Raw genomic sequence first — 22,909 nt, 5'->3', positions numbered from 1 at the left:
CAAGACGCCCACACAAATCACCTGCGCATACTGTCAAAGATCAGATCGAACTCATCACTTCGGAGAAGTGGTTCGGAACATTTCGTCCCGAGTGAGCCGCCCATTCTACATCGTTTTCGCTTTCCGTCAACACCTTTTTGAAAAAATCTTTTCGAGGTGGTGACCAGTGAAGCGTGTTTCGCTGCAGCGGGGAGGCGAATATTAGGCACCTCTCGCCTCAGGTGCAAGCCTTTTTTGCATATTTTTTCACATGCTTACCCAAGACACTGATTGTCATAGATAAAATTGCCATAGATTGCGAGATGATCAGGCGGTACAGCTGCCAGGCCGTGTAGTCACCATACACAAGCCCGTGTGCAGCCTCCTCCGGTCCGCCTCGTACGTCACAACATCCCGATGACCGACATGAGCGCGACAGAGATCTCTTCTTGACAAGGAGGCTACAGGGGCGAGTCCTGGTCCGACGAAACCCCGATAACAGTCTTGGCAGGACAGCCTCCCCTCCTCCCTGACCGATCATCTCTGACATCGACGGCTTCCGCGCCGATTCACTGGCCCGCCTCACCGGGAGATGCCTCCAATCCGCCCCTCGACGCCGCAGACCGCATCGAGCCCGCATCCTGATCGACTCAGGTTTACAAGTAGAGACAAGCCCCTCCGCCATGACGTCTCCGCTGCCATTTATTTTTCATCCATGATTATGAAATCTCTCATAGAGGGTCATAACAGCATGCTCACCGACTTCCGCTACTTTCCTCACGAGGATCTCGTGCAAACGGTTCGCATGCTGTTCGACTCGGGGCTGAGCAACGCGATTACGATGTTTGCGGCACGTCGCATGGGAAAGACCCAACGGTGCGCAACGAGCTGCTGCCCGCCACCAAGGCCCGGCGCCAGCACTCCTGCTATATCGATCTGTGGCTACGGCAGGACGAGCCCGAGCTGGCCCTGGTCGAGGAACTGGGGCGATCAGTGCGGGAGCCGGGCCAGCTTCGCCGGATCAAGCCCGACAGCGTCAAGGCCAGGGTCGGCTATGCCGGTACCGGAATCGAAGCGCAGTGGCAGGGCGTTTCCGCTTCCGATGATCTTGCACACAGGCTGCGACAGGCCATGCGCCAGCTCGTGTCCTTGGCTGACGAAGCTATGCTGCTGGTGATCGACGAGTTCCAGACCCGGGCGACGGGCCGGCACGAGGCTCTGTGGTCAGCTTCTGCGCCACGATGCCGGAATTGCAGCCAAAGCTGAAAATTTTCTTTGCCGGCTCCTCACGCGAAGCACTCAATTCCATGTTCCGCAAGTGCAAGCCGCCATTGTTCGAATCGGCCATGCCCTTGTCGCTGCCGGTACTGAGAAGAGACTTCGTAGAGGGCCGTGCAGAGATCTTCCGGCAGATGACCCGCTGGCAGATGGTGGTCGATGATCTGGGCCAGGTCTTTCAGCGCCTGACTCATGTTCCCACCTACCTCAACCAGGTCGTCATACACACCGTGGTCAGCCTGCCCGCCGATCCCCGGCAGGGATTCCGGCGCTGGCAGGAAGACATGAGAGCAACAGGCTGGCAAGAACAATGCCCAAAGCTCAAGGCGATTGACCAGATCAATCTGCAGCACCTTGCGCACGAGCGACCGGAGAGCCTGTTCGGCAGCGACCTCAGCGTCGTGATCTCCACGTGCCTGACCGATGGCAAGTCCTATACTCCGCAACGTATCCAGGCCGTGGTCAACCGACTGACCAGAGCGGCGATACTCGCGCCCAAAGGCGAAGCCAGTGAATACGAGATCGAAGATCGTGCCGTTGCCATCTATCTAGCCGCTCATACCCCACGCGATTGGGCCCGCCGGTTTATCGAGGTCCGTCGAGCATCCGGCCGGGCCAGATGATCGACCTGGCAGCATCATCCGCCACGGCGATTTTCCCCGGTCCGGTACCTCCAGAACGGACGCATGGAGCAGGCGATATGCCGACCATCATGACCCGGAGTGGTCGTGGGGTCGATGGTCGTTGCGACAGACCCAAGTCATGCTTGGCGATCAGGCCCATGATTCCAACGGCGCGGGAAGGATGATTGATCCCGGCCGGAATATCGGCCGCTTCCGATCGATTCCGGCCACCATGGCTTGATAGGCCAAACCGGGCGATGGCGGGCCCGGAAGCATCGGCCAGTCTCCAGAGACCGGCTGCAGCGGATCAGGCATCTGGCCAGGGACCGAAGCTACTGCAAACTTGCTGCCATGGCTTGCGTGAAGGAATGCGTTGCATGTCACCACAGGTATCGGTGATGACAAGGGAGCAGACCATCATCGCACCGGGCGCCTGAGTACTTGCGGCACCAGACATTACGGCTCCGTCCAGCAGGACCTGCACGTGGATATCATGCCCGACCCGAGCGGCCGACCCGCGGCTGGCCATGATCGGCCTCTGTCAGCGAACAAGGCCGAACCCCGAACAGCAGGCCGCCGATCAGATCCGAGGCATGCTCTGACGCAAATTGTGCAGCAGCCCGGTCACGAGCCGAGGCACAAACACGGGGTCACATTCCGATGTCGCCCCTTCAAGTCATGCTGTTCATAGCCTGCAGATATCTTCCCCTGCAGGTTGCCGCCGATCTTCCACGCCGGCCATCTGGCAGCGCCCGGGCCTGGACAGCGAAACGGACGGCGCGTACGCGGCATGGCCCGGGTGCTGCACATAAGGGTAGACCATAACCAGCGCCGGATCTGCTGCGGCCTGTCGATAACGTCATGCATGGTAAATCCGATGTTTCTGGCAGTCATCGGACGGCGCACGAAGGCCTGCACAAACTTCGGCGCAGCCTTGCCTGACCTGGGACCGGGCTCAGGCGCCACGTCATCGCAGCGGATGGCTCGTTCCGGGCTCCCGGCGATGCCACAAGGCGGCGATCCATCGGCCGACTCCACTGCCCCGAAGTCATGGATGACGCATCCATGAAGGCCATTGCACTTATCTTGCCATAGCGTGTCGGCGGACAGGTATCCGCGCATTGCCTGCCGCAGCCTTGTCTCCATGGCCACGGCAGACAAGGCTGTTCGCACGAGACGGCAACTGGTCCGGAGCGCTTAGCAGCACCAAGCTTGCTGACGGCATCCAGGGACCGGACGGGGAAGGCGGCCTGCCACCATCGACGAGCATCGCTGTTTCGTGCGACGGTCATCGAAAGCGGGGCCGGGACTGTCGAGGATGGATAGCCATCCATCCGTTTTTGCACCCAAATCGCGGGCAAGAAAAAACCCCCGTCTCTGACGAGACGAGGGTTTTTGGGATGAAGCCCCTGGCGGTGACCTACTCTTGCATAGCAAGCTACACTACCATCGGCGCAACTGCGTTTCACTTCCGAGTTCGGGATGGGATCGGGTGGGACCACAGCGCTATAGCCGCCAGGGAAAGGGTGTGAACAGCGCGACACGCGCCAGTTCAGCAACTTTGAAGAGTCCTGCCATGGATGGCAGGTTTTTGCTCTTCCGCGGAACGGATTCCGCGTTGAATAAGATTGTAAACGAGTGACAAGCGTCGAGGTGAAATGTTTCTTGAGGCAACGTTTAGGCAAACGAAGCGTCTTGGGGTTATATGATCAAGCCTCACGGCTCATTAGTATGAGTTAGCTCAATGCATTGCTGCACTTCCACACCTCACCTATCAACCACCTAGTCTAGATGGTGCCTTTAGGAGCCTTAAAGACTCGGGATATCTCATCTTGAGGCGCGCTTCCCACTTAGATGCTTTCAGCGGTTATCGCTTCCGTTCGTAGCTACCGGGCAATGCCATTGGCATGACAACCCGAACACCAGCGGAACGTCCACTCCGGTCCTCTCGTACTAGGAGCAGCCCCTCTCAAATATCCAACGCCCACGACAGATAGGGACCGAACTGTCTCACGACGTTCTGAACCCAGCTCGCGTACCACTTTAAATGGCGAACAGCCATACCCTTGGGACCGACTACAGCCCCAGGATGTGATGAGCCGACATCGAGGTGCCAAACACCGCCGTCGATATGAACTCTTGGGCGGTATCAGCCTGTTATCCCCGGAGTACCTTTTATCCGTTGAGCGATGGCCCTTCCATACAGAACCACCGGATCACTAAGTCCTACTTTCGTACCTGCTTGATCCGTCGATCTCGCAGTCAAGCACGCTTATGCCTTTGCACACAGTGCGCGATGTCCGACCGCGCTGAGCGTACCTTCGAACTCCTCCGTTACTCTTTAGGAGGAGACCGCCCCAGTCAAACTACCCACCATACACGGTCCCTGACCCGGATTACGGGCCGAGGTTAGAACGTCAAGCACTTCAGGGTGGTATTTCAAGGATGGCTCCACCAGAACTGGCGTCCTGGTTTCAAAGCCTCCCACCTATCCTACACAGAAGAACTCAACGTTCAGTGTAAAGCTATAGTAAAGGTTCACGGGGTCTTTCCGTCTTGCCGCGGGAACGCTGCATCTTCACAGCGAATTCAATTTCACTGAGTCTCGGGTGGAGACAGCGCCGCTGTCGTTACGCCATTCGTGCAGGTCGGAACTTACCCGACAAGGAATTTCGCTACCTTAGGACCGTTATAGTTACGGCCGCCGTTTACTGGGGCTTCGATCAAGAGCTTCGCCTTGCGGCTGACCCCATCAATTAACCTTCCAGCACCGGGCAGGCGTCACACCCTATACGTCCACTTTCGTGTTTGCAGAGTGCTATGTTTTTGGTAAACAGTCGCAGCGGCCAGGTTACTGCGACCCCTCTCAGCTCAGTGACGCACGTCACCACCAAAAGGGGCGCACCTTCTCCCGAAGTTACGGTGCCATTTTGCCTAGTTCCTTCACCCGAGTTCTCTCAAGCGCCTTGGGATTCTCACCCTGCCTACCAGTGTCGGTTTACGGTACGGTTTTTCTCAAGCTGAAGCTTAGTGGCTTTTCCTGGAAGCGTAGTATCAGTCACTTCGCCCAAAAGGGCTCGTCTCGGTGCTCGGCATAGAGGGTCCCGGATTTGCCTAAGACCCATGCCTACCGCCTTTCCCCGGGACAACCAACGCCCGGTAGACCTAACTTTCTCCGTCCCCACATCGCACTTGAGAAAAGTACTGGAATATTAACCAGTTTCCCATCGACTACGCATTTCTGCCTCGCCTTAGGGGCCGACTCACCCTGCGCCGATGAACGTTGCGCGAGGAAACCTTGGGCTTTCGGCGTGGGGGCTTTTCACCCCCATTATCGTTACTCATGTCAGCATTCGCACTTCTGATACCTCCAGCAGACTTTACAATCCACCTTCGCAGGCTTACAGAACGCTCCTCTACCGCGTGCACATAGTGCACACCCCGATCTTCGGTGCATAGCTTAGCCCCGTTAAATCTTCCGCGCAGACCGACTCGACCAGTGAGCTATTACGCTTTCTTTAAAGGATGGCTGCTTCTAAGCCAACCTCCTGGCTGTCTATGCCTTTCCACATCGTTTTCCACTTAGCTATGACTTGGGGACCTTAGATGCGGGTCTGGGTTGTTTCCCTTTTCACGACGGACGTTAGCACCCGCCGTGTGTCTCCCGTATATCACGTGCTGGTATTCGGAGTTTGCCATGGTTTACTAAGTCGCGATGACCCGCTAGCCATAACAGTGCTCTACCCCCAGCAGTGTTCGTACGAGGCGCTACCTAAATAGCTTTCGAGGAGAACCAGCTATCTCCGAGTTTGTTTAGCCTTTCACTCCGATCCTCAACTCATCCCCATCTATTGCAACAGATGTGGGTTCGGTCCTCCAGTGCGTGTTACCGCACCTTCAACCTGGTCAAGGATAGATCACTCGGTTTCGGGTCTACTGCCTGAGACTATGCGCCCTATTCAGACTCGATTTCTCTTCGCCTCCCCTATACGGTTAAGCTTGCCACAGACAGTAAGTCGCTGACCCATTATACAAAAGGTACGCAGTCACCCCGAAGGGCTTCCACTGCTTGTACGTATACGGTTTCAGGATCTATTTCACTCCCCTCTCCGGGGTTCTTTTCGCCTTTCCCTCACGGTACTTGTTCGCTATCGGTCAGTCAGGAGTATTTAGCCTTGGAGGATGGTCCCCCCATGTTCAGACAGGGTTTCACGTGCCCCGCCCTACTCACTTATCATCCCATGCACCCTTTCGCCTACGGGGCTATCACCCGCTACGGCCAGACTTTCCAGACTGCTCGGCTAAAATGCACAGAACTTTTGGGCTAGTCCGCGTTCGCTCGTCGCTACTGACGGAATCTCGGTTGATTTCTTTTCCTCCGGGTACTTAGATATTTCAGTTCCCCGGGTTCGCTTCGTACACCTATGTATTCAGTGCACGATACTGCTTGCGCAGTGGGTTTCCCCATTCGGACATTACCGGATCAAAGCTTATTGCCAGCTCCCCGATACTTTTCGCAGGCTGTCACGTCCTTCATCGCCTCTGACTGCCAAGGCATCCACCGTATACGCTTAGTCGCTTGATCATATAACCCCAAGTCGCCTCAGGATTACAGTCCAAACTCCTCGTATTGCCTTAACACTTGCCTCGGTTCACAGTTTCGAACCAAGACGCTTGTCACTCGTTTACAGTTTTTCAATGAACACCGGGAAGGCCTCAACGCCAGCCGGTTTCTAAAAATCAAATCTTTGTATGCGCTTATGTCTACATATCCGTGTCGCGTGCAGCTTTTCGGTACCACTGGTGGAGCCTGTCGGGATCGAACCGACGACCCCCTGCTTGCAAAGCAGGTGCTCTCCCAGCTGAGCTAAGGCCCCAATAATGGTGGGTCTGGGAGGACTTGAACCACCGGCCTCACCCTTATCAGGGGTGCGCTCTAACCACCTGAGCTACAGACCCAAAAGCTTTGTGACCCGGATCCTTTCGGATCGGTGTCATGCATGCGGTTACATGCGGATATGCAGGTGCCTTGTGTGGGCGTCTTGGATGACCGGCGTACTGTCATCTCGAAAGGAGGTGATCCAGCCGCACCTTCCGATACGGCTACCTTGTTACGACTTCACCCCAGTCATGAACCACTCCGTGGTCGTCGTCCCCCTTGCGGTTAGACTAACGGCTTCTGGAGCAGCTCACTCCCATGGTGTGACGGGCGGTGTGTACAAGGCCCGGGAACGTATTCACCGCGGCATAGCTGATCCGCGATTACTAGCGATTCCGACTTCACGAAGTCGAGTTGCAGACTTCGATCCGGACTGGGATCGGCTTTCTGGGATTGGCTCCACCTCGCGGTATTGCAACCCTCTGTACCGACCATTGTAGTACGTGTGTAGCCCTGGCCGTAAGGGCCATGATGACTTGACGTCATCCCCACCTTCCTCCGGTTTGTCACCGGCAGTCTCCTTAGAGTTCCCACCATTACGTGCTGGCAACTAAGGACAAGGGTTGCGCTCGTTGCGGGACTTAACCCAACATCTCACGACACGAGCTGACGACAGCCATGCAGCACCTGTGTTCTGATTCCCGAAGGCACTCCCGTATCTCTACAGGATTCCAGACATGTCAAGGCCAGGTAAGGTTCTTCGCGTTGCATCGAATTAAACCACATACTCCACCGCTTGTGCGGGCCCCCGTCAATTCCTTTGAGTTTCAGTCTTGCGACCGTACTCCCCAGGCGGCGAACTTAACGCGTTAGCTTCGACACTGATCTCCGAGTTGAGACCAACATCCAGTTCGCATCGTTTAGGGCGTGGACTACCAGGGTATCTAATCCTGTTTGCTCCCCACGCTTTCGTGCCTCAGCGTCAGTGTTGATCCAGATGGCCGCCTTCGCCACTGATGTTCCTCCCGATCTCTACGCATTTCACCGCTACACCGGGAATTCCACCATCCTCTATCACACTCTAGCTTGCCAGTATCCATTGCCATTCCCAGGTTGAGCCCGGGGATTTCACAACAGACTTAACAAACCGCCTACGCACGCTTTACGCCCAGTAATTCCGATTAACGCTTGCACCCTTCGTATTACCGCGGCTGCTGGCACGAAGTTAGCCGGTGCTTATTCCTCAGGTACCGTCAGTTCCGCCGGGTATTAACCGACAGCGTTTCGTTCCTGATAAAAGTGCTTTACAACCCGAAGGCCTTCTTCACACACGCGGTATTGCTGGATCAGGCTTGCGCCCATTGTCCAATATTCCCCACTGCTGCCTCCCGTAGGAGTCTGGGCCGTGTCTCAGTCCCAGTGTGGCTGATCATCCTCTCAGACCAGCTATCGATCGTCGCCTTGGTGAGCCATTACCTCACCAACAAGCTAATCGAACATCGGTCCGTCCAACCGCGCAAGGTCCGAAGATCCCCTGCTTTCTCCCGTAGGACGTATGCGGTATTAGCGTAAGTTTCCCTACGTTATCCCCCACGTCTGGGTAGGTCCCGATGTATTACTCACCCGTCCGCCACTCGCCACCCACAGAGCAAGCTCTGCTGTGCTGCCGTTCGACTTGCATGTGTTAAGCATACCGCCAGCGTTCAATCTGAGCCAGGATCAAACTCTTCACTTGAAGTTTTTGATTGGCATTATTTCTAATACCTATCGATTCTTTCTGAAGCGTTGAACCTAACCGTAAAACGTCACATTTGAATTGACTCTTAGGTTAGACGCTTGCAAATTTTGGACAGCGTTTTATCGCCGACCATCGCAAGACGCCCACACAAGTCACCTGCGCATACTGTCAAAGATCAGATCGAACTCATCACTTCGGAGAAGTGGTCCGGAACATTTCGTCCCGAGTGAGCCGCCCATTCTACATCGTTTTCGCTTTCCGTCAACACCTTTTTGAAAATTTCTTTTCGAGGTGGTGGCCGGTGAAGCGTGTTTCGCTGCAGCGGGGAGGCGAATATTAGGCACCTCTCGCCTCATGTGCAAGCCTTTTTTGAAGTTTATTTCACAAATTCTCACAAGTCATTGATATAAAACAAAGTTGAATTTACTTTTCTCCACACGGGCTTCCAGGGCCCGCGGATTCAGCCCTGTATCGGGCCGGTCCTCGTCGAAAAATCTGATTTCTCTGCCACGTCGACCAGCATGTTTCCGCGGAAGTTCACCCTTGGCAGTACTGAAACTGATACAGCAGGACTCTGAACATATATATAGGTCTCTGGCTGCCGGCATCCCGCGACCCGGAATTGGCGCCCGGGCCTGCCGAGATGCCTGCATTCAAAGGAAGGCCATGGCTTCAGTCACGGGTGCCTCAATAGATCGGCGGATCGCTCCGGCTCGAAAAGCGACAAGGCCCGGTCTTGCGACCGGGCCTTGTCTTCACTGCCGTGGCATGAAGGCCGACACTCAGCCTTCGGCGACCAGCGACACCCGTGCAAAATTCCGCTTGCCGATCTGCAATACGCCTTCAAAGCCTGGCTCCAGCACTTTCTGCGCATCCTCCACCACTTCGCCATCGATCTTTACCGCGCGCTCCTTGAGCTTGCGATTGGCCTCGGAGTTGCTGCCGGTCAGTCCGGCGGCCGTCAGCAGTGCCGCCATCTTCAGGCCCTCGGCCGGAATCCTGATTTCGGCCAGCGGCAACAGGCTGGTATCGCCTTCACCGCGAACGACGGCATGCCAACCGGCAATCGCCTGCTCGGCCGCTTCGACGTCATGGAAGCGCGTGGTCAGTTCGCGCGCCAGCTGCAGCTTCACATCCCGGGGATTGAGCGAACCATCGGCCACACCCTGCTTGAGTCGGGCCAGCTCATCCAGAGAGACTTCAAAGCTCAGCAGTTCAAACCAGCGCCACATCAGCTCGTCGCCGATCTTCATGGTCTTGGTGACCATGTCGATCGCCGGCTCATTGATGCCGATATAGTTGCCCAGTGACTTGGACATCTTGTGGACACCGTCCAGTCCCTCCAGCAGCGGCATGGTCAGCACCACCTGGGGTGCCTGGCCGTGGTGCTCCTGCAAGGCGCGCCCCATCAGCAGATTGAACTTCTGATCCGTACCGCCCAACTCGACATCGCACTTCAAAGCGACCGAGTCATAGCCCTGGGTCAGCGGATACATGAATTCGTGGATCGCAATCGGCTGCTGGGCCGCGAAACGCTTGGAGAAGTCGTCCCGCTCCAGCATCCGTGCAACCGTGTGCTGGGCGGCCAGCCGGATCATGTCCGCCGCGGTCATTTCACTGAACCATTCGGAGTTGAAGCGCAGCTCGGTCTTGTCCTTGTCCAGAACCTTGTAGACCTGGGCGGCATAGGTTTCGGCGTTGGCCAGTACATCCTCGCGGGTCAAAGGGCGACGGGTGGCGTTCTTGCCGGTCGGGTCACCGATCATGCCGGTAAAGTCACCGATCAGGAAAATCACCTGATGTCCGAGGTCCTGAAACTGGCGCATCTTGTTCAGCAGAACGGTATGGCCCAGATGCAAGTCCGGCGCGGTCGGATCGAAACCGGCCTTGATCCGCAACGGCCGGCCTTCGCGCAACCGACTGACCAGCTCGTCCTTCTTGATGATCTCTTCCGCGCCCCGTTCGATGATCGACAGCGCCTGCTCAAACTCACTCATGATGATCTGACTCAATGGCTATGGATGGGTCCCGAATGGCCTGGATGTGGCGACTTCGAGACACTTCCGTTAATTGTGCGTTAATCGCGATAGTTTACGCAAAGCCTTGATCGAAAAGGCATTGACTCCCTTGTCGCGCGGCCGCTATGGTTGCCTATTATCAACGGCGTAAGTGACAGGGTACACCGGGCATGGCAGAGCAGCAGCGGCGTGGATGCAAATCTCGCAAACAGGCCATCCGCCGCAAGGCACAACAATGTCACGCCCCTTTCTATGCCCGAGTCAGTCACTGGAGCTTCTGCCCCCATGGTGAGGCCGCTCCCATTCACTGGCAGCGCGAACGCTGGCTGCTGGCCGGGACCGCCCTGCTGCTGACGGCCTTGTCGGCCCTGGTCTTGCCGGCCTGGGCTGGTGCCCTGCAACTGGACAAGCTGCTGGCCCCTGCAGCGCCGGCATTGCCGTTGCCTGCCACCTTGGTCGTGGCACCCGATGCCCACCTGCCCAGCGTGATGCCCGGATTGGCGAGCGAGGCCTGGCAAAAGGTCGAGGTCCGCCCCGGCCAGACCCTGTCCGATCTGTTCCAGGCCCAGGGCTACAGTCTGACTGACCTGCAACATGTCATGGACGCTACCGGCAACGGCAAAAGCCTGCATCAGATCCGGCCCGGTCAGAGCTTCGAGTTTCTGGCCGGGCAGGCATCGACGCTGGCCGGCTTCCGCTTCGATGACAGTGCCTCCAGCCGCACCACTATCCGCTTCGACCATGGCAACACCCGGGTGAGTCAGCAGGCGCTGGCACTGGACGAACGCGAGACCATCGCGCACGGCACCATTGATGGCTCGCTGTTCGGCGCCGGCTCCCGTGCCGGGCTCAGCTCGGTCATGGTGCTGAAGCTGGCCAATCTGTTCCAGTACGACATCGATTTCGCGCAGGACCTGCGACAGGGTGATCACTTCACGGTGATCTACGACAAGATCTATCGCGACGGTCATTTCATCCATGACGGCGATATCGTGGCCGCCGAGTTCTACAACGAAGGTACCCGCTACACGGCCTATCGCTATCAATTGCCGAACGGTGAAACCCGCTGGTTCAGCGAGGACGGACGCCCGCTGCAGAAGGCTTTTCTGCGCACGCCGGTGGATTTCACCCGGATATCCTCCACTTTCAGCGCGGCCCGCTTCCATCCGGTACTGGGCTTGATGAGAGCTCACAAGGGGGTCGACTATGCCGCTCCCACCGGGACCCCGATCCATGCCGCCGGCGATGGCGTGATCAAGTACCGGGGCTGGATGAATGGCTATGGCAACTTCGTGCTGATCCAGCACAACGGCACCATCAGCACCGCCTATGGTCATATGTCGCGCTTCGCGGCCAACGAGCGGATCGGCCAGCATGTACGACAAGGTCAGGTCATCGGCTATGTCGGCATGACCGGTCTGGCCACGGGACCGCATCTGCATTATGAATTCCGGGTCGACGGAACCCAGCGCAACCCCCTGACAGTGACCTTGCCCAAGAGCCAGCCTCTGCCGGCGGCCCAGCTGGCCATATTCAGGTCGAAGGTGGTCAAGCCGCAGCTGGCTCGGCTGGATGCGGCTGATGCCGAACTTCGTCTGGCGCGAACCGGACAATCCGGCGCGGGAGATCTCTCGGCCGAGGTGCCAGATCGCGCAGCCTCCCCCTCCGCAACCACTACCTTCCAATAAAAACGCGTGCGGCAGGTTTCACAGATGGCTGAGGCCACCTTGTTTGTCGGCCTGATCTCGGGCACCAGTGTCGATGGCATCGATGCCGCCCTGGTCCGTTTCGATGGCGAAATCCCCCGGTTGCTGTCCGGCCTGACCCATCCCTGGCCGGAGCCACTGCGTCAGCGGATTCTGGAGCTGAGCCAGCGGGCCGACGGACTGGTCGGTCTGGATGACTACGGTCAGCTGGACGTGGCGATCGGCCAGAGTTTCGCCGCCGCGACGCAGGCTCTGCTCAAGCAGGCCGGAATCTCCGCCAGCGCCGTCAGGGCGATCGGCTCGCATGGCCAGACCATGCGCCATCGACCGCAGGGCCCACAGCCTTTCACCCTGCAGATCGGCGACCCTGCCGTGATCGCCGAGACCTGCGATATCGACGTGGTGGCCGATTTCCGCCGTGCCGATGTAGCCGCCGGTGGACAAGGCGCTCCTCTGTTGCCGATCCTGCATGCCCGCCTGCTGGGCCGGTCAGGCTGCACCACCGTGGTAGCCAATCTGGGCGGCATCGCCAATATCACCATCATCCATGCCGACGGCCGGGTCCAGGGCTTCGATACCGGACCGGCCAATGGTCTGCTCGATGCCTGGTTTCATCGCCATCATCCGGGTCACTACGACCATGATGGCCTGTTTGCGGCCAGTGGCCGGGTCCGTCAGGATCTGCTTCAGGACATGCTGCAAGACCCCTACTTCGCGGCTCCGCCGCCGAAAAGCACCGGCCGTGAATATTTTCAGCTGGCCTGGCTGGAGCGCCACACCCTGACCGGCTGCTCCGCCGAAGATATCCAGGCCAGCCTGCTGGAGCTGACCGCCCGCAGCCTGGGTGATGCGATCCGTGCCCATGCTCCCGCGGCCGAACAGGTCTGGCTGTGCGGCGGCGGCATTCACAACCCGCTTCTGGTGCAACGGATTGCGGCCTGCCTGCCCGGCATCTCCGTCGACACCACGGCGGCGGCCGGTATCGATCCTGACTATATCGAAGCCATCGCCTTTGCATGGCTGGCCCGACAGCGCCTGCTGGGACGGCCCGGCAATCTTCCTCAGGTCACCGGTGCGCGCGGGCTGCGTCAGCTCGGTGCTATTTATCCGCGCCCCGACCACTTCATCTGAGTCGGGTCCGTCAACTCATTCTCTTTGCCATGGACTTTCCTGTGACCGATCTGTTTCATGTCATCCTTCTTGGCATCATTGAAGGCATTACCGAATTTCTGCCCATCTCCAGCACCGGCCATCTGCTGATCGCCGAGAAACTAGGCCTGGGCGCACGCTCGGAGTTGTTCAATGTCGGCATCCAGGCCGGCGCCATTCTTGCCGTGACCGTCATCTACTGGCAAAGGATCTGGCAGCTGCTGAGCCAGTGGAAACAGCCGCAGAACCGCGACTACCTCGCCAAGATCACCGTGGCCTTCCTGATTACCGCCGTGCTGGGACTGATCGCGGTCAAGCTGGGTTTCAAGCTGGAAGAAGCCGTGACGCCGGTGGCCTGGGCGTTGATCATCGTCGGTATCTGGATGCTGGTGGCTGAAGCCATCGCCTCACGTCTGAAGGACCGATCGGCCGTGAGCTGGCGAGTCGCGGTCCTTGTCGGCCTGGCCCAGATGGTCGCCGGCATCTTTCCGGGGACATCCCGCTCGGGTTCGACCATTTTCATGGCCATGCTGGCCGGCACCAGCAATCGTGCCGCCGCCACTGAATTCTCGTTTCTGGTCGGCATCCCCACCATGTATGCCGCCACCGCCTACGAATTGCTCAAGGCCGCCAGACATCCCGCCGCAAGCCCGGAAAACTGGACCGATCTGGGGGTGGGCTTCGTAGTCTCGGCCATCGTCGCCTTTATTGCCGTGAAATGGCTGCTCGGTTATATCCGCCACCATCGCTTCACCTGGTTCGCGCTGTACCGCATCGCCGCCGGCATGGCCTTGCTGCTGTGGCTGCCCAGCGGCAGCTGAGCACTGCGAAGCATACTCCGGGCCAAGCCGCCTTTGACGCGACCCGGAGGTCATCGATCGCTCAGTGGCTGACCATGATCGCGAACCAGCGCCAGCCCGGCACCCGGGCCGCGATCAACTTGAGGCAGGTCAGCATCGGCACCGCCAACAGCGCACCGGCAATCCCCCACAACCAGCCCCAGATCAGAAGCCAGATCAGGATCGCGATCGGGCTCAGCCGCATCTTTCGTCCCACGATCAGGGGCGTCAGCAGATTGCCTTCCAGCGCGGTCATCACCGCAAAGCCCAAGGCCGGCAACAAGGCCATCGGCATGGCATCGAAATTGATCAGGCCGACCAGGCCCAGCATCACCGTGGTGGTGACCGCTCCGACATAGGGAATGAAGTTGGCCAGCATCGCCACCGTGCCCCACAACATGGCATCAGGTACATGCAGCAACCACAGCCAGCCGCAGGTGAGCAGACCCAGCAGGAAGTTGATCATGCTGGTGACCAGCATATAACGCGAGATTTCAGCCTGGATGCCGCGCACCACGCTGACCACATCACGCTGCCGGGCGAAACCGGGCGTGTTCTGGATCAACCGGCGCAGCAACTGCTCGCCATAACCGAGAAAGAACACGGTCAGCATCAGCACGGTGAGAATGGTCGCCATGATCCGTGGCGCGGCCGAGATCAGGTCCCAGGCGCTGATCGCCGCCGCCGCCGGATGGCGGATTGCCTCGCGCCCTCCAGCGGGTGACATCAGACTCATCGTCACCCGGCTGGCCGCGTCCAGTTGCCGGGTCATCGGCCGCAGATGCGGGGCAATGGAATGAATCGCGGCAGGAAGGGTATGGAACCAGCGCAGGGTGGGTTCCATCAGACCGCCGATCGCCAGCACGGATGCCAGCACCAGCATGGCGACCAACAGGCTGGCCGATGCCGCCCGCGGCACATGGTGCCGGGCAGCCCAGGCGACCAGCGGATTGAGCGCCAGTCCGATAAACGCCGCCAGCACCAGCGGAATCAGCAGCCCTTTGATCAGAGCCACCGTGTACAACAAGGCCAGGATCAGCAGAACCAGCAGCAAACGGCGAACGCCCGCCAATCCGGCCGCTGGGGCCGGGACGGCAGGCAGCGCCATGGCTTGGCTGGCGGCCGGAGGCCGCCCTGATCCTGAGTTCAAGACTCGGTAGCTCCGAATCCAAGCTCGGCCAGCAGATTGGCCCCTTTGGCGACCAGGTCGGCCACACTGCCACTCAGGGCCGCGCCCAATCCCGGAATCCGCAAGGGGTGCACATCCAGCTTGCCCAGCACAAAGCCGGCACCGGCCGCGGCCACCACCACCGTCAGCGGATGCTCATGACCCCGTGCCAGCAGCTTCGAGGCCGGCACCGCCAGTTCCCGCCGCGAGCGCTGCACTTTTTGCCGGGCGGCGACGACTGCCGCACGACGCTTGAACAAACTCATGGTGCCTCCTCGCCGTCGCTGTCGATCCGACGTTTGGTCTTGCGCAAGGTGTCACGGATCAGGGCCTGCCATTCACCGCGTGACTGCGGCAGCGACATCCAATGCATGCAGCGCAGAAACAGCATCACCGCACCGCCCAGCGCCAAGGCCTGCAGAAGGGACAGGACCAGCAGAGCCCGCAAGGGCGAACCCAGCCACTGGGCCAGCAGCACGCCAAGCACACCCAGCAGCGTGAGGCCCAGCCCGACGCCGCTGATGGTGGCCAGCAAAGCCATCGCCAGCAGCCAGTGGACCGCCGTGCGGACCAGCCCCAGCTCTGCGGTCAGCAATTCCAACTGGGCGGCAAACAGGTGCTTGTAAGCCTGGCCCAGTCGAACCACATCCTCCCACCAGGCCGGCTTGGCCTCGGAAGCGTCCGGACCGGGCGGCGCTCGCTCCGGTCCCGGCCCCTCAGTCGAAGCCATATGGCGCTCGTTTGCCATGCAGGGGCATCAGCGACGCAGCAGACGGCCCAGCAGCCAGCCCGCACCCAGCGCCAGAGCCACTGACTGCACCGGCTTTTCGCGGACATAGTCGCGCGCCTGATCAAGCCAGTCCTCGGCGCGATCCACGCCGTCTTCATAAAGCTGACGGCCCTGCTCGCTCAGGTCGGCAGCTTTGTCCGTCGCCCGGTAAGCCTTTTCAGCCGCCTTGTCGGTCGCCTTGTGAACACCGCTCTCGACCTGATCGGCCGCATGGTCAACTGCATCCTTGGTATGGGCGACGGCCTCGGAAGTCGCCTGCTTCACGCGATCGGCCTTGTCGTCAATCTGGTCCTTGACCGCTTTGGTATTCGCTTCGATTGCCTTGCTCATCAGTCACTGCTCCTACATCAAAGGTGTTGGCGGTGAGGCACGGGGCCATGCTGTCACCATACACAGGTTGGGTCCAATAGCGTAGGGCGGCCTCAAACCGAAAGCCGCCCATGCACCTCCTACGAGTTCCGGCGCAGAAAGGAAATCACGGCCAGAATCAGGAATACGATGAAAAGGATTTTCGCTATGCCGGCAGCGGCGCCGGCGATGCCTCCGAATCCCAATACGGCGGCAATGATCGCAACAACGAGAAATACCAACGCGTAATGAAGCATGGTGAGGCTCCTTGTCATGCTGCTTGGAGTGGATTGATCGGTGGCAGCTACCGACACCGCTATTACCTCACATGAAGCTCACATGTTTATGAACAGTCTGTGATGAGCTGCACGGATTGCCTCCATATTCGCCATGCGACATTCGGCGGATCAAAAGATACGACTACTGTTGATAGGTCACCCGATAGACCCGGCCAGCAAAGTCATCGGCGATCAGGACACTCCCATCCGGCAGTTCCAGCACATCCGCAGGCCGACCATAGACATGCTCGTCGTGCTGAAAACCATCGACCAGCGGGAACTCACCAGTGGGCTCGCCTTCGCGCAGGCTGATGGCCATGACCCGATAGCCCGACTTCTCGGTGCGGTTCCACGAACCATGCTCGGCAATCAACAAGGCATTCCGCCAGGGCGGCGGCCAATTCCCGCCCACATGGAAACGCAGCCCCAGTGCCGCGACATGCGCGCCCAGCTTCCAGACCGGCGGCGAATAGGCACTGCACGGATGCCCTGCACCCAGCCGGGGATCAGGCACATCGCCTTGGTGACAATAAGGAAAACCGAAATGCTGGCCGACATGATCGAGCCGGTTCAACTCGTCGGAAGGAACATCGTCCCCCATCAAGTCGCGCCCGTTGTCGGTAAACCACAGCCGACCGCTGCCGGGCTGCCAGGTAAAGCCGACGCTGTTGCGGATGCCCCAGGCCACATCTTCGCGGCCGCTGCCATCGAGATTCATGCGGATCAGCTTGCCGAAACCGGTACCGACCTCGCAGGCATTGCAAGGCGCACCGATCGATACATACAGCCGCCGGTCCGGACCGACGCCCAGAAAGCGCCAGCTGTGATCGCCCTCGCGATACGGCAACTGATCGGCCAGCACACGAGGTACCGGAGGATGCTCCAGGTGCGACTCGATCGCCGGCAATTCCAGCACCTGATGAACCGTGGCGACATACAGATTGCCCTGCGAGAAAGCGATGCCGCTGGGCAGTTCCAGATTCCGGGCTACAACCTGCACCTGTTCGGCATGACCGTCATGATCCGCATCGATCAAGGCATAGACGACCCCGGCATTCATCGAACCGACAAAGACCGTGCCTTGCCGGCCCAGCGCCAGTTCGCGCACATCACGCAGCCCATCACGATAGATATCGATATGGAAACCCGGAGGCAGCTGCAGCGATGCCGGCACTGACGATGCCTCGCTCCGAGCGGAAGCCATCAGTACCGACATGGCCAGACACAGCATGATGCCGAATTTGAGCATGACAACGTCTCGTCGCTGGACTGAGGTCCAGCTTACGTCAGTGCGGGAATCACGCCAAATGGAGGCTGGCCCATCAAGGGCCGGTCGATCAGGGGCTGGCCAGATCCGGAATGCGCGCGGCCAGCCGTCCCGAGGCGACGGCATTGAAACGTGCCGCGATATAATCGTCTGTGAAGCTGGTCATATCCCAGCCCTGGATGAAACCGCAATGGCCACCATACGCGGAAATATCCAGCTCGACATGGGCGGGCAACTGCAATTGCCGGAAGCTGTTGACCGGAATCACAGGATCATCCGCCGCCGTCAGAATCGTGCCCGGCACGGCCATGTCGGCCAGAATATCGCCACCGACCGAATAACCGTCCAGATACTGCTCCAGCGATTCGAAATCGGTGTTGCGAGCAACCAGGGCCGCCGTCAGGCCACGCAAGCCCTGCTTCAGTTCGGCCAGCTCGAAATAGGTATGCTGGGGAAACAAGGCCTGCTTGGCCTGCAGCGAACGGCGCCACTTGCGGATGAAATAGGCCCGATAGAACCAGGGGGCCGATTCTTCAAGTGAATACAAGCCCTCGCTTGGATCGATGATCGGGCAGACCGCCAGCACGTAGGACAGCGGCAATCCCGCCGCCTTGGCGCGATTGGCTACTCGCAAAGCGAAGTTCCCGCCCAGCGAAAATCCGGCCAGTACCATCGGTCGACATGGCCAGCGGCGGGCCAGATCACCCATCGCATGCACCACCTCATCGATACGGCAAGAATGAAACAGCGCTTCGTTGAGATGGAAATTGTCGCCATGATCGCGGAAATTGAGCCGGAACACATCCCAGCCCTCGCGCAGCAGGCGGCTGCCGGTCTGCAGCACATAGGTCGAGTCGACACTGCCCTCCCAGCCATGAAACAACACCGCCAGTCCACGTGAGGAAGCCTGCCGCTTCTGAGCCGTATACACCCCGGTCAGACGCACGCCATCACCACCGTCGATCAGCACATGCTCGGCACCGTCGAGAATTTCCAGGGCCGCTTTCGGCAGCAGGCGGCGGCGAATGCCGCTGGATGAAAGAATGGTCTGGATATGGCCGCTGCGCAAAGGGCCCGGAGGCCTGAATTCAGCTCCGCTAGGCAATCCCGTCATACCGCATTGTCATCCAGGGCATGACCGATCCGCTCACGCGCAAGTTCAGCCATGCGACGGCGAGCATCCGGGGTGGAAGGCACCGCCGCCAGAAAGTGAACCTCGGCATCCATGCCCGGGCCACCCAACAGGCGCAGGATATTGCCCACAAAGCTTTCGCCCTCGCGAAAGCCGGCATCAATGACACGACGCCCATCACTGACAAAGCGCAATGCCACCGGCTGCACGGTGACCTCGGCATCCAGCGCCGCCTGGAAGATGCGGGCATGAAAGACTTTGAGCACGCCGTTGTAACCGGTCCCACCTTCCGGGAAAACCGCTACCGAACGGCCGCTGCGCAGCCGCTCGACCATGGTCTGCATCACCGAGGCCAGCGAATGGTTGTTTCCTCGACGATGGAAGATCGTGCCGCCACACTGGGCCATCCAACCCACCAGCGGCCAGCCGGCGATTTCCGCCTTGGCCACGAAACACACCGCTCGCTGCGAGTGCAGCAGCACGATATCCAGCCATGAAGTGTGATTGGCCACGAACAGGACCGGATCAGCCAACGGCCGACCCAGGCAGACAGGACGAAGACCGAAGATCCGCAGCAAGGTGGATGACCACCATCGGATCATGCGGTGAGCCAACGGCTCCCGCCCATCCCGCATCACGGCATGTTGCGACCATGCCAGCAGCACCACGCAAAGCAACAGCCCGACGACCAGGTGCAGCAATACGCAGGGAACCCTCCATGCGTAGCGCAAAGGGCGTAGGAAATCACGACGGGTTTCGGGCATGGTCTGTATCGTCATAACGGGTTCAAGTCTAGCCTTAAACGGGCGGCCTGCGTATCTGACCGGACCGTTTCAGCGGGGCACCTCAGCCGGAACGACCCGACATCACGGCGCCTCGCCAGCACTTTCGGTGCCCTGCAGCCGGCAGCCATGATGTGACGGACGGTCGCATGCCGATGACAGAATGATTCTGCCGTCAGGCCGGGATCGAAAATACGCCCCACATACAACGCAAACCGAAGGATTCGATCATGAAAGCCTTGCTGTCCTGCACCGCACTGGCGGTTGCCCTGTTTGGTGCCAGCCACCTGGCCCACGCCGATGACTTCAGCACGCCCTCCAAGCAGTCCGACTATAACAATAGCATCGACAGCTATCACTGGGTTGCCCGGCTGGGCTATTCCAAGGTGCATTCCAAGCCCTCCAACGGCCAGCTGGCCGGCATGAAGGCCGACGTCGGCTCCAGCCAGCGCCCGACCGCCAGCATCGAATACCTGTTGACGCCGCACTGGGGCTTCGAGCTTCTGGTGGCCGCACCCTTCAGCCACACCGTCAGCCTCAACGGCGCCCGTTCGGCCCATACCCGCCAGCTGCCGCCGGTGCTGGGCATCAACTATCACTTCCGCGTCCACAGCGTGGTGTCACCCTTCGTCGGTGTCGGTGCCAACTACACCTACTTCTTCGATGACAAGACCCGTGGCGGCCTGATCGGCAACAGCATCCGCGTCGACAACAGCTGGGGCTTCGCCGCCCATGCCGGCGTCGATTTCAACATCAGCAAGAACTGGCTGGTCACCGCCGATGTGCGCTGGATCAACCTGGATACCGGCGTGAAGCTGAATGGTCAGCGCATTGGCAATGTCGTGGTCAATCCGCTGGTCTACGGCCTGAGCGTCGGCTACCGCTTCTGATCCACCCTGTTGTCGACCGCACCGGCAAGGAGCCGGTGTCCGGTCACATTGCCCGCCGGCTTCAGCCGGCGGTTTTTTTTTGATCCATGCAACGATCCCCCGCCGCAGCGGGCTCCGGTCCGCCCTCGGCGATGAAGCGCCGTATCCTCTGCTGCAATATCGGCAACGGCACCGAGCCCGTCGACAGCACCGTGTCATGGAAATGGCGAAGATCAAAACTTGATCCCAGCGCTTGTTCCGCCTGTTGCCGCAGCTGGCGAATCGTCAGATAGCCCAGCTCGTAGCTCAATGCCTGACCCGGCCAGCTGATATAGCGATCCACCTCGTTGCTGATCTCGCGCTGCGACAAGGCCGTATGCTCGCTCAGATAATCAATGGCCTGTTGCCGGCTCCATCCCAGATGATGGATACCGGTATCCACCACCAGCCGGCAGGCCCGCCACATCTGATAGCTCAGATAGCCGAAACGCTGATATGGCGTGGTGTAGATCCCCATTTCGTTGCCAAGAAACTCCGCATACAAGGCCCAGCCTTCGCCATAAGCGGAAATATAGTCCTCGCGTCGGAATATCGGTTGCCCGGTCTGCTCGGCCGCCAAAGCCAGCTGCAGCGCATGACCGGGCATCGATTCATGCAGCGTCAGGGCCGGCATATTGAACAGGCCACGCGATTTAAGATCATAGGTATTGACCATATAAACGTCTGGACCACCTCTTCCTGAGGTGTAATACGGGGCGATCGCCGCCGGCACCGGCTTGATCGAGAAACGCTGCCTTGGCAGACGATCAAAGTAGCGGCCCAGCTGACCATCCACCTGCTTGGCCACCCAGGCCGTACGCATCAGCAACTCCTCCGGGGTCTTGGCGTAGAACTGCGGGTCCTGGCGAAGAAACGCCAGAAACTGGCCGAACGTGCCCTTGAAGCCGCTGTCGCGCATCACCTGCTGCATCTGTATCTGCAGCTTGGCCACCTGCTCCATCCCCATCTGGTGAATCTCGTCAGGTGCCAGATCCAGCGTCGTGTATTCACGGATCTGCTGCCGGTAATAGGCCTTGCCGTCCGGCAGCGCCTCTGCCGCCAGGCTTGTGCGCGCTTTGGGCAGATACTCCTGATCGAAGAAAGTCAGCAGCCGGCGATAAGCCGGCAGCACCTGGGCACCGATCATCTGCCGGGCCCGAACCTGCAAGGCTGCCGCCTGAGTCGGCGGCAAGGTTGCGGGCATGCTCAGAAAAGGCTGATAGAAACGGCTGTGCTCCGGGCCCTGGATCTGGAGAAAGTCCCTGATCGACTGATCCCGTCCTGCCAGAGTGGCTTGCGGCACACTGAAGCCGCGCGCCAGACCTTGTCGCATATTGTCGACCTGCTGATCGAAATAACGTGGAATCTGGCCAAGGCGAGCCAGATAGGTCTGATAATCGGACTCGGTCCGAAAAGGGCCTGCCATCAGCTGATCCGGAAGATCGGCCCAGAACGAGGAATCGCTGTTGAAGGGCATCTGCCACTGGCGATACTGCTGATCAGCGATGCGATTGGCGATCTGGGTCGCATAGATGCTGGCGTTGATCCGATCCTCGGCCGAAAGGCGACTCAGATCCAGCCGCTTCAGTTGCTGCTGCACACGCCGCCAATAGTCCAGCCTGAGCTGCTGATGCGCGGCATCCACCTGCTCCAATCCCTTCTGATCGGCTGTGCGCCAGGTCCATTCCCTCTGCCACAACGCCTGAAACCGTGCCTGCGGCGAATCTTCAACCCCTGCACGGGCTGCCGGTCCGGCCTCCACGCTGGCCAAGGGCATCAACATCCCCAGCAACAATGCCGTCCGCCACGACCTTGTCCGATCACCCATGACTCCATCCTCCCCCAAAAAGCCGCCAGATCAGCCCAACCCATGGGCCGGCGCAGGCACCGGAAGTGGTGGTTACTGCATACGACCCCATGCCCGAGATCCGCTCAACTGCAGAATCCCATGATCTTCATCGACAACACGGCATTTCAATCGATCAAAATAAATTCCATATGATCTCAATAAATAGACTCTCAAATGC

16 protein-coding genes, 2 tRNA genes and 3 rRNA genes are annotated in these 22,909 nt (G+C 59.4%); 6 read left to right on the top strand and 15 right to left on the bottom strand.

Features of this window, described 5'->3' with window-relative positions; translation table 11 throughout:
* Positions 1-855 precede the first annotated feature (855 nt).
* Positions 856-1,245 (top strand): hypothetical protein, encoded by a 390-nt coding sequence (locus FRAAU_RS00215; RefSeq protein ID WP_041270293.1) that lies wholly within the window; start codon positions 856-858, stop codon positions 1,243-1,245.
* Positions 1,221-1,880, top strand: coding sequence for a hypothetical protein (locus tag FRAAU_RS00210; protein WP_041270292.1), 660 nt, complete (start codon positions 1,221-1,223; stop codon positions 1,878-1,880). Before FRAAU_RS00215 ends, FRAAU_RS00210 begins: the two co-directional genes overlap by 25 nt.
* A 1,407-nt stretch (positions 1,881-3,287) precedes the next feature.
* Here FRAAU_RS00210 and rrf read toward each other — a convergent pair.
* The 6 genes from rrf to tyrS form a co-directional block, all read right to left on the bottom strand.
* Positions 3,288-3,400 (bottom strand): 5S ribosomal RNA (gene rrf / locus FRAAU_RS00205).
* Positions 3,401-3,585: 185 nt separating this feature from the next.
* Positions 3,586-6,465, bottom strand: a 23S ribosomal RNA gene (locus tag FRAAU_RS00200).
* Positions 6,466-6,681: 216 nt separating this feature from the next.
* Positions 6,682-6,757: transfer RNA gene (locus FRAAU_RS00195), tRNA-Ala, on the bottom strand.
* Between the two features lie 5 nt (positions 6,758-6,762).
* Positions 6,763-6,839, bottom strand: a tRNA-Ile gene (locus FRAAU_RS00190).
* A gap of 110 nt (positions 6,840-6,949) precedes the next feature.
* Positions 6,950-8,494, bottom strand: a 16S ribosomal RNA gene (locus tag FRAAU_RS00185).
* The 16S, 23S and 5S rRNA genes sit together here with 2 tRNA genes alongside, the layout of an rRNA operon.
* Before the next feature lie 785 nt (positions 8,495-9,279).
* Positions 9,280-10,494: a tyrosine--tRNA ligase gene (gene tyrS / locus FRAAU_RS00180; RefSeq protein WP_014401556.1), complete on the bottom strand. Its 1,215-nt coding sequence runs from the start codon at positions 10,492-10,494 to the stop codon at positions 9,280-9,282.
* A gap of 191 nt (positions 10,495-10,685) precedes the next feature.
* On the opposite strand from tyrS, the gene FRAAU_RS00175 reads away from it, so the two are divergent.
* The 3 genes from FRAAU_RS00175 to FRAAU_RS00165 are packed head-to-tail and all read left to right on the top strand — an operon-like array spanning position 10,686 to position 14,191.
* Positions 10,686-12,203: a peptidoglycan DD-metalloendopeptidase family protein gene (locus FRAAU_RS00175; RefSeq protein WP_014401555.1), complete on the top strand. Its 1,518-nt coding sequence runs from the start codon at positions 10,686-10,688 to the stop codon at positions 12,201-12,203.
* A 24-nt stretch (positions 12,204-12,227) separates the two neighbouring features.
* Positions 12,228-13,352 (top strand): anhydro-N-acetylmuramic acid kinase, encoded by a 1,125-nt coding sequence (locus FRAAU_RS00170; protein WP_014401554.1) that lies wholly within the window; start codon positions 12,228-12,230, stop codon positions 13,350-13,352.
* A gap of 41 nt (positions 13,353-13,393) precedes the next feature.
* The gene (locus tag FRAAU_RS00165) at positions 13,394-14,191 is read left to right on the top strand and encodes an undecaprenyl-diphosphate phosphatase (RefSeq protein WP_041270657.1); all 798 of its coding nucleotides are present in this window, start codon (positions 13,394-13,396) and stop codon (positions 14,189-14,191) included.
* Positions 14,192-14,252: 61 nt separating this feature from the next.
* Here FRAAU_RS00165 and FRAAU_RS00160 read toward each other — a convergent pair whose 3' ends face one another.
* The 8 genes from FRAAU_RS00160 to FRAAU_RS00125 all read right to left on the bottom strand — a co-directional run bounded on the left by FRAAU_RS00160 (position 14,253) and on the right by FRAAU_RS00125 (position 19,956).
* Positions 14,253-15,263 (bottom strand): AI-2E family transporter, encoded by a 1,011-nt coding sequence (locus FRAAU_RS00160; RefSeq protein WP_245546415.1) that lies wholly within the window; start codon positions 15,261-15,263, stop codon positions 14,253-14,255.
* 92 nt (positions 15,264-15,355) lie between these two features.
* Positions 15,356-15,643, bottom strand: coding sequence for a hypothetical protein (locus FRAAU_RS00155; protein WP_014401551.1), 288 nt, complete (start codon positions 15,641-15,643; stop codon positions 15,356-15,358).
* Complete coding sequence (locus FRAAU_RS00150) at positions 15,640-16,107, bottom strand: hypothetical protein (RefSeq protein ID WP_014401550.1); 468 nt, start codon at positions 16,105-16,107, stop codon at positions 15,640-15,642. Before FRAAU_RS00150 ends, FRAAU_RS00155 begins: the two co-directional genes overlap by 4 nt.
* Positions 16,108-16,134: 27 nt before the next feature.
* Positions 16,135-16,497 carry an ElaB/YgaM/YqjD family protein gene (locus tag FRAAU_RS00145; RefSeq protein WP_014401549.1) on the bottom strand — a complete coding sequence of 121 codons (363 nt, stop codon included), beginning with the start codon at positions 16,495-16,497 and terminating at the stop codon, positions 16,135-16,137.
* A 119-nt stretch (positions 16,498-16,616) separates the two neighbouring features.
* Positions 16,617-16,772, bottom strand: coding sequence for a DUF1328 domain-containing protein (locus tag FRAAU_RS16725; protein WP_014401547.1), 156 nt, complete (start codon positions 16,770-16,772; stop codon positions 16,617-16,619).
* Between the two features lie 163 nt (positions 16,773-16,935).
* A complete protein-coding gene (locus FRAAU_RS00135) occupies positions 16,936-18,042 on the bottom strand; it encodes a PQQ-dependent sugar dehydrogenase (RefSeq protein ID WP_014401546.1) in 1,107 nt (368 codons plus the stop codon).
* Between the two features lie 88 nt (positions 18,043-18,130).
* Positions 18,131-19,174, bottom strand: coding sequence for a YheT family hydrolase (locus tag FRAAU_RS00130; protein ID WP_014401545.1), 1,044 nt, complete (start codon positions 19,172-19,174; stop codon positions 18,131-18,133).
* The gene (locus FRAAU_RS00125; protein ID WP_014401544.1) at positions 19,171-19,956 is read right to left on the bottom strand and encodes a lysophospholipid acyltransferase family protein; all 786 of its coding nucleotides are present in this window, start codon (positions 19,954-19,956) and stop codon (positions 19,171-19,173) included. The genes FRAAU_RS00130 and FRAAU_RS00125 overlap by 4 nt, the downstream gene beginning before the upstream one ends.
* Before the next feature lie 248 nt (positions 19,957-20,204).
* Between FRAAU_RS00125 and FRAAU_RS00120 the strand changes: the two genes are divergently transcribed.
* Positions 20,205-20,864, top strand: a complete 660-nt coding sequence (locus tag FRAAU_RS00120; protein WP_014401543.1) for an OmpW/AlkL family protein — start codon at positions 20,205-20,207, stop codon at positions 20,862-20,864.
* Between the two features lie 61 nt (positions 20,865-20,925).
* Here the strand turns inward: FRAAU_RS00120 and FRAAU_RS00115 are convergent, their stop codons facing one another.
* A complete protein-coding gene (locus tag FRAAU_RS00115; RefSeq protein ID WP_014401542.1) occupies positions 20,926-22,710 on the bottom strand; it encodes a DUF885 domain-containing protein in 1,785 nt (594 codons plus the stop codon).
* Between the last annotated feature and the right edge of the window lie 199 nt (positions 22,711-22,909).

The organism is Frateuria aurantia DSM 6220 (assembly GCF_000242255.2).
Classification (GTDB): domain Bacteria; phylum Pseudomonadota; class Gammaproteobacteria; order Xanthomonadales; family Rhodanobacteraceae; genus Frateuria; species Frateuria aurantia.
This window is presented reverse-complemented; position numbering and strand designations above follow the sequence as displayed.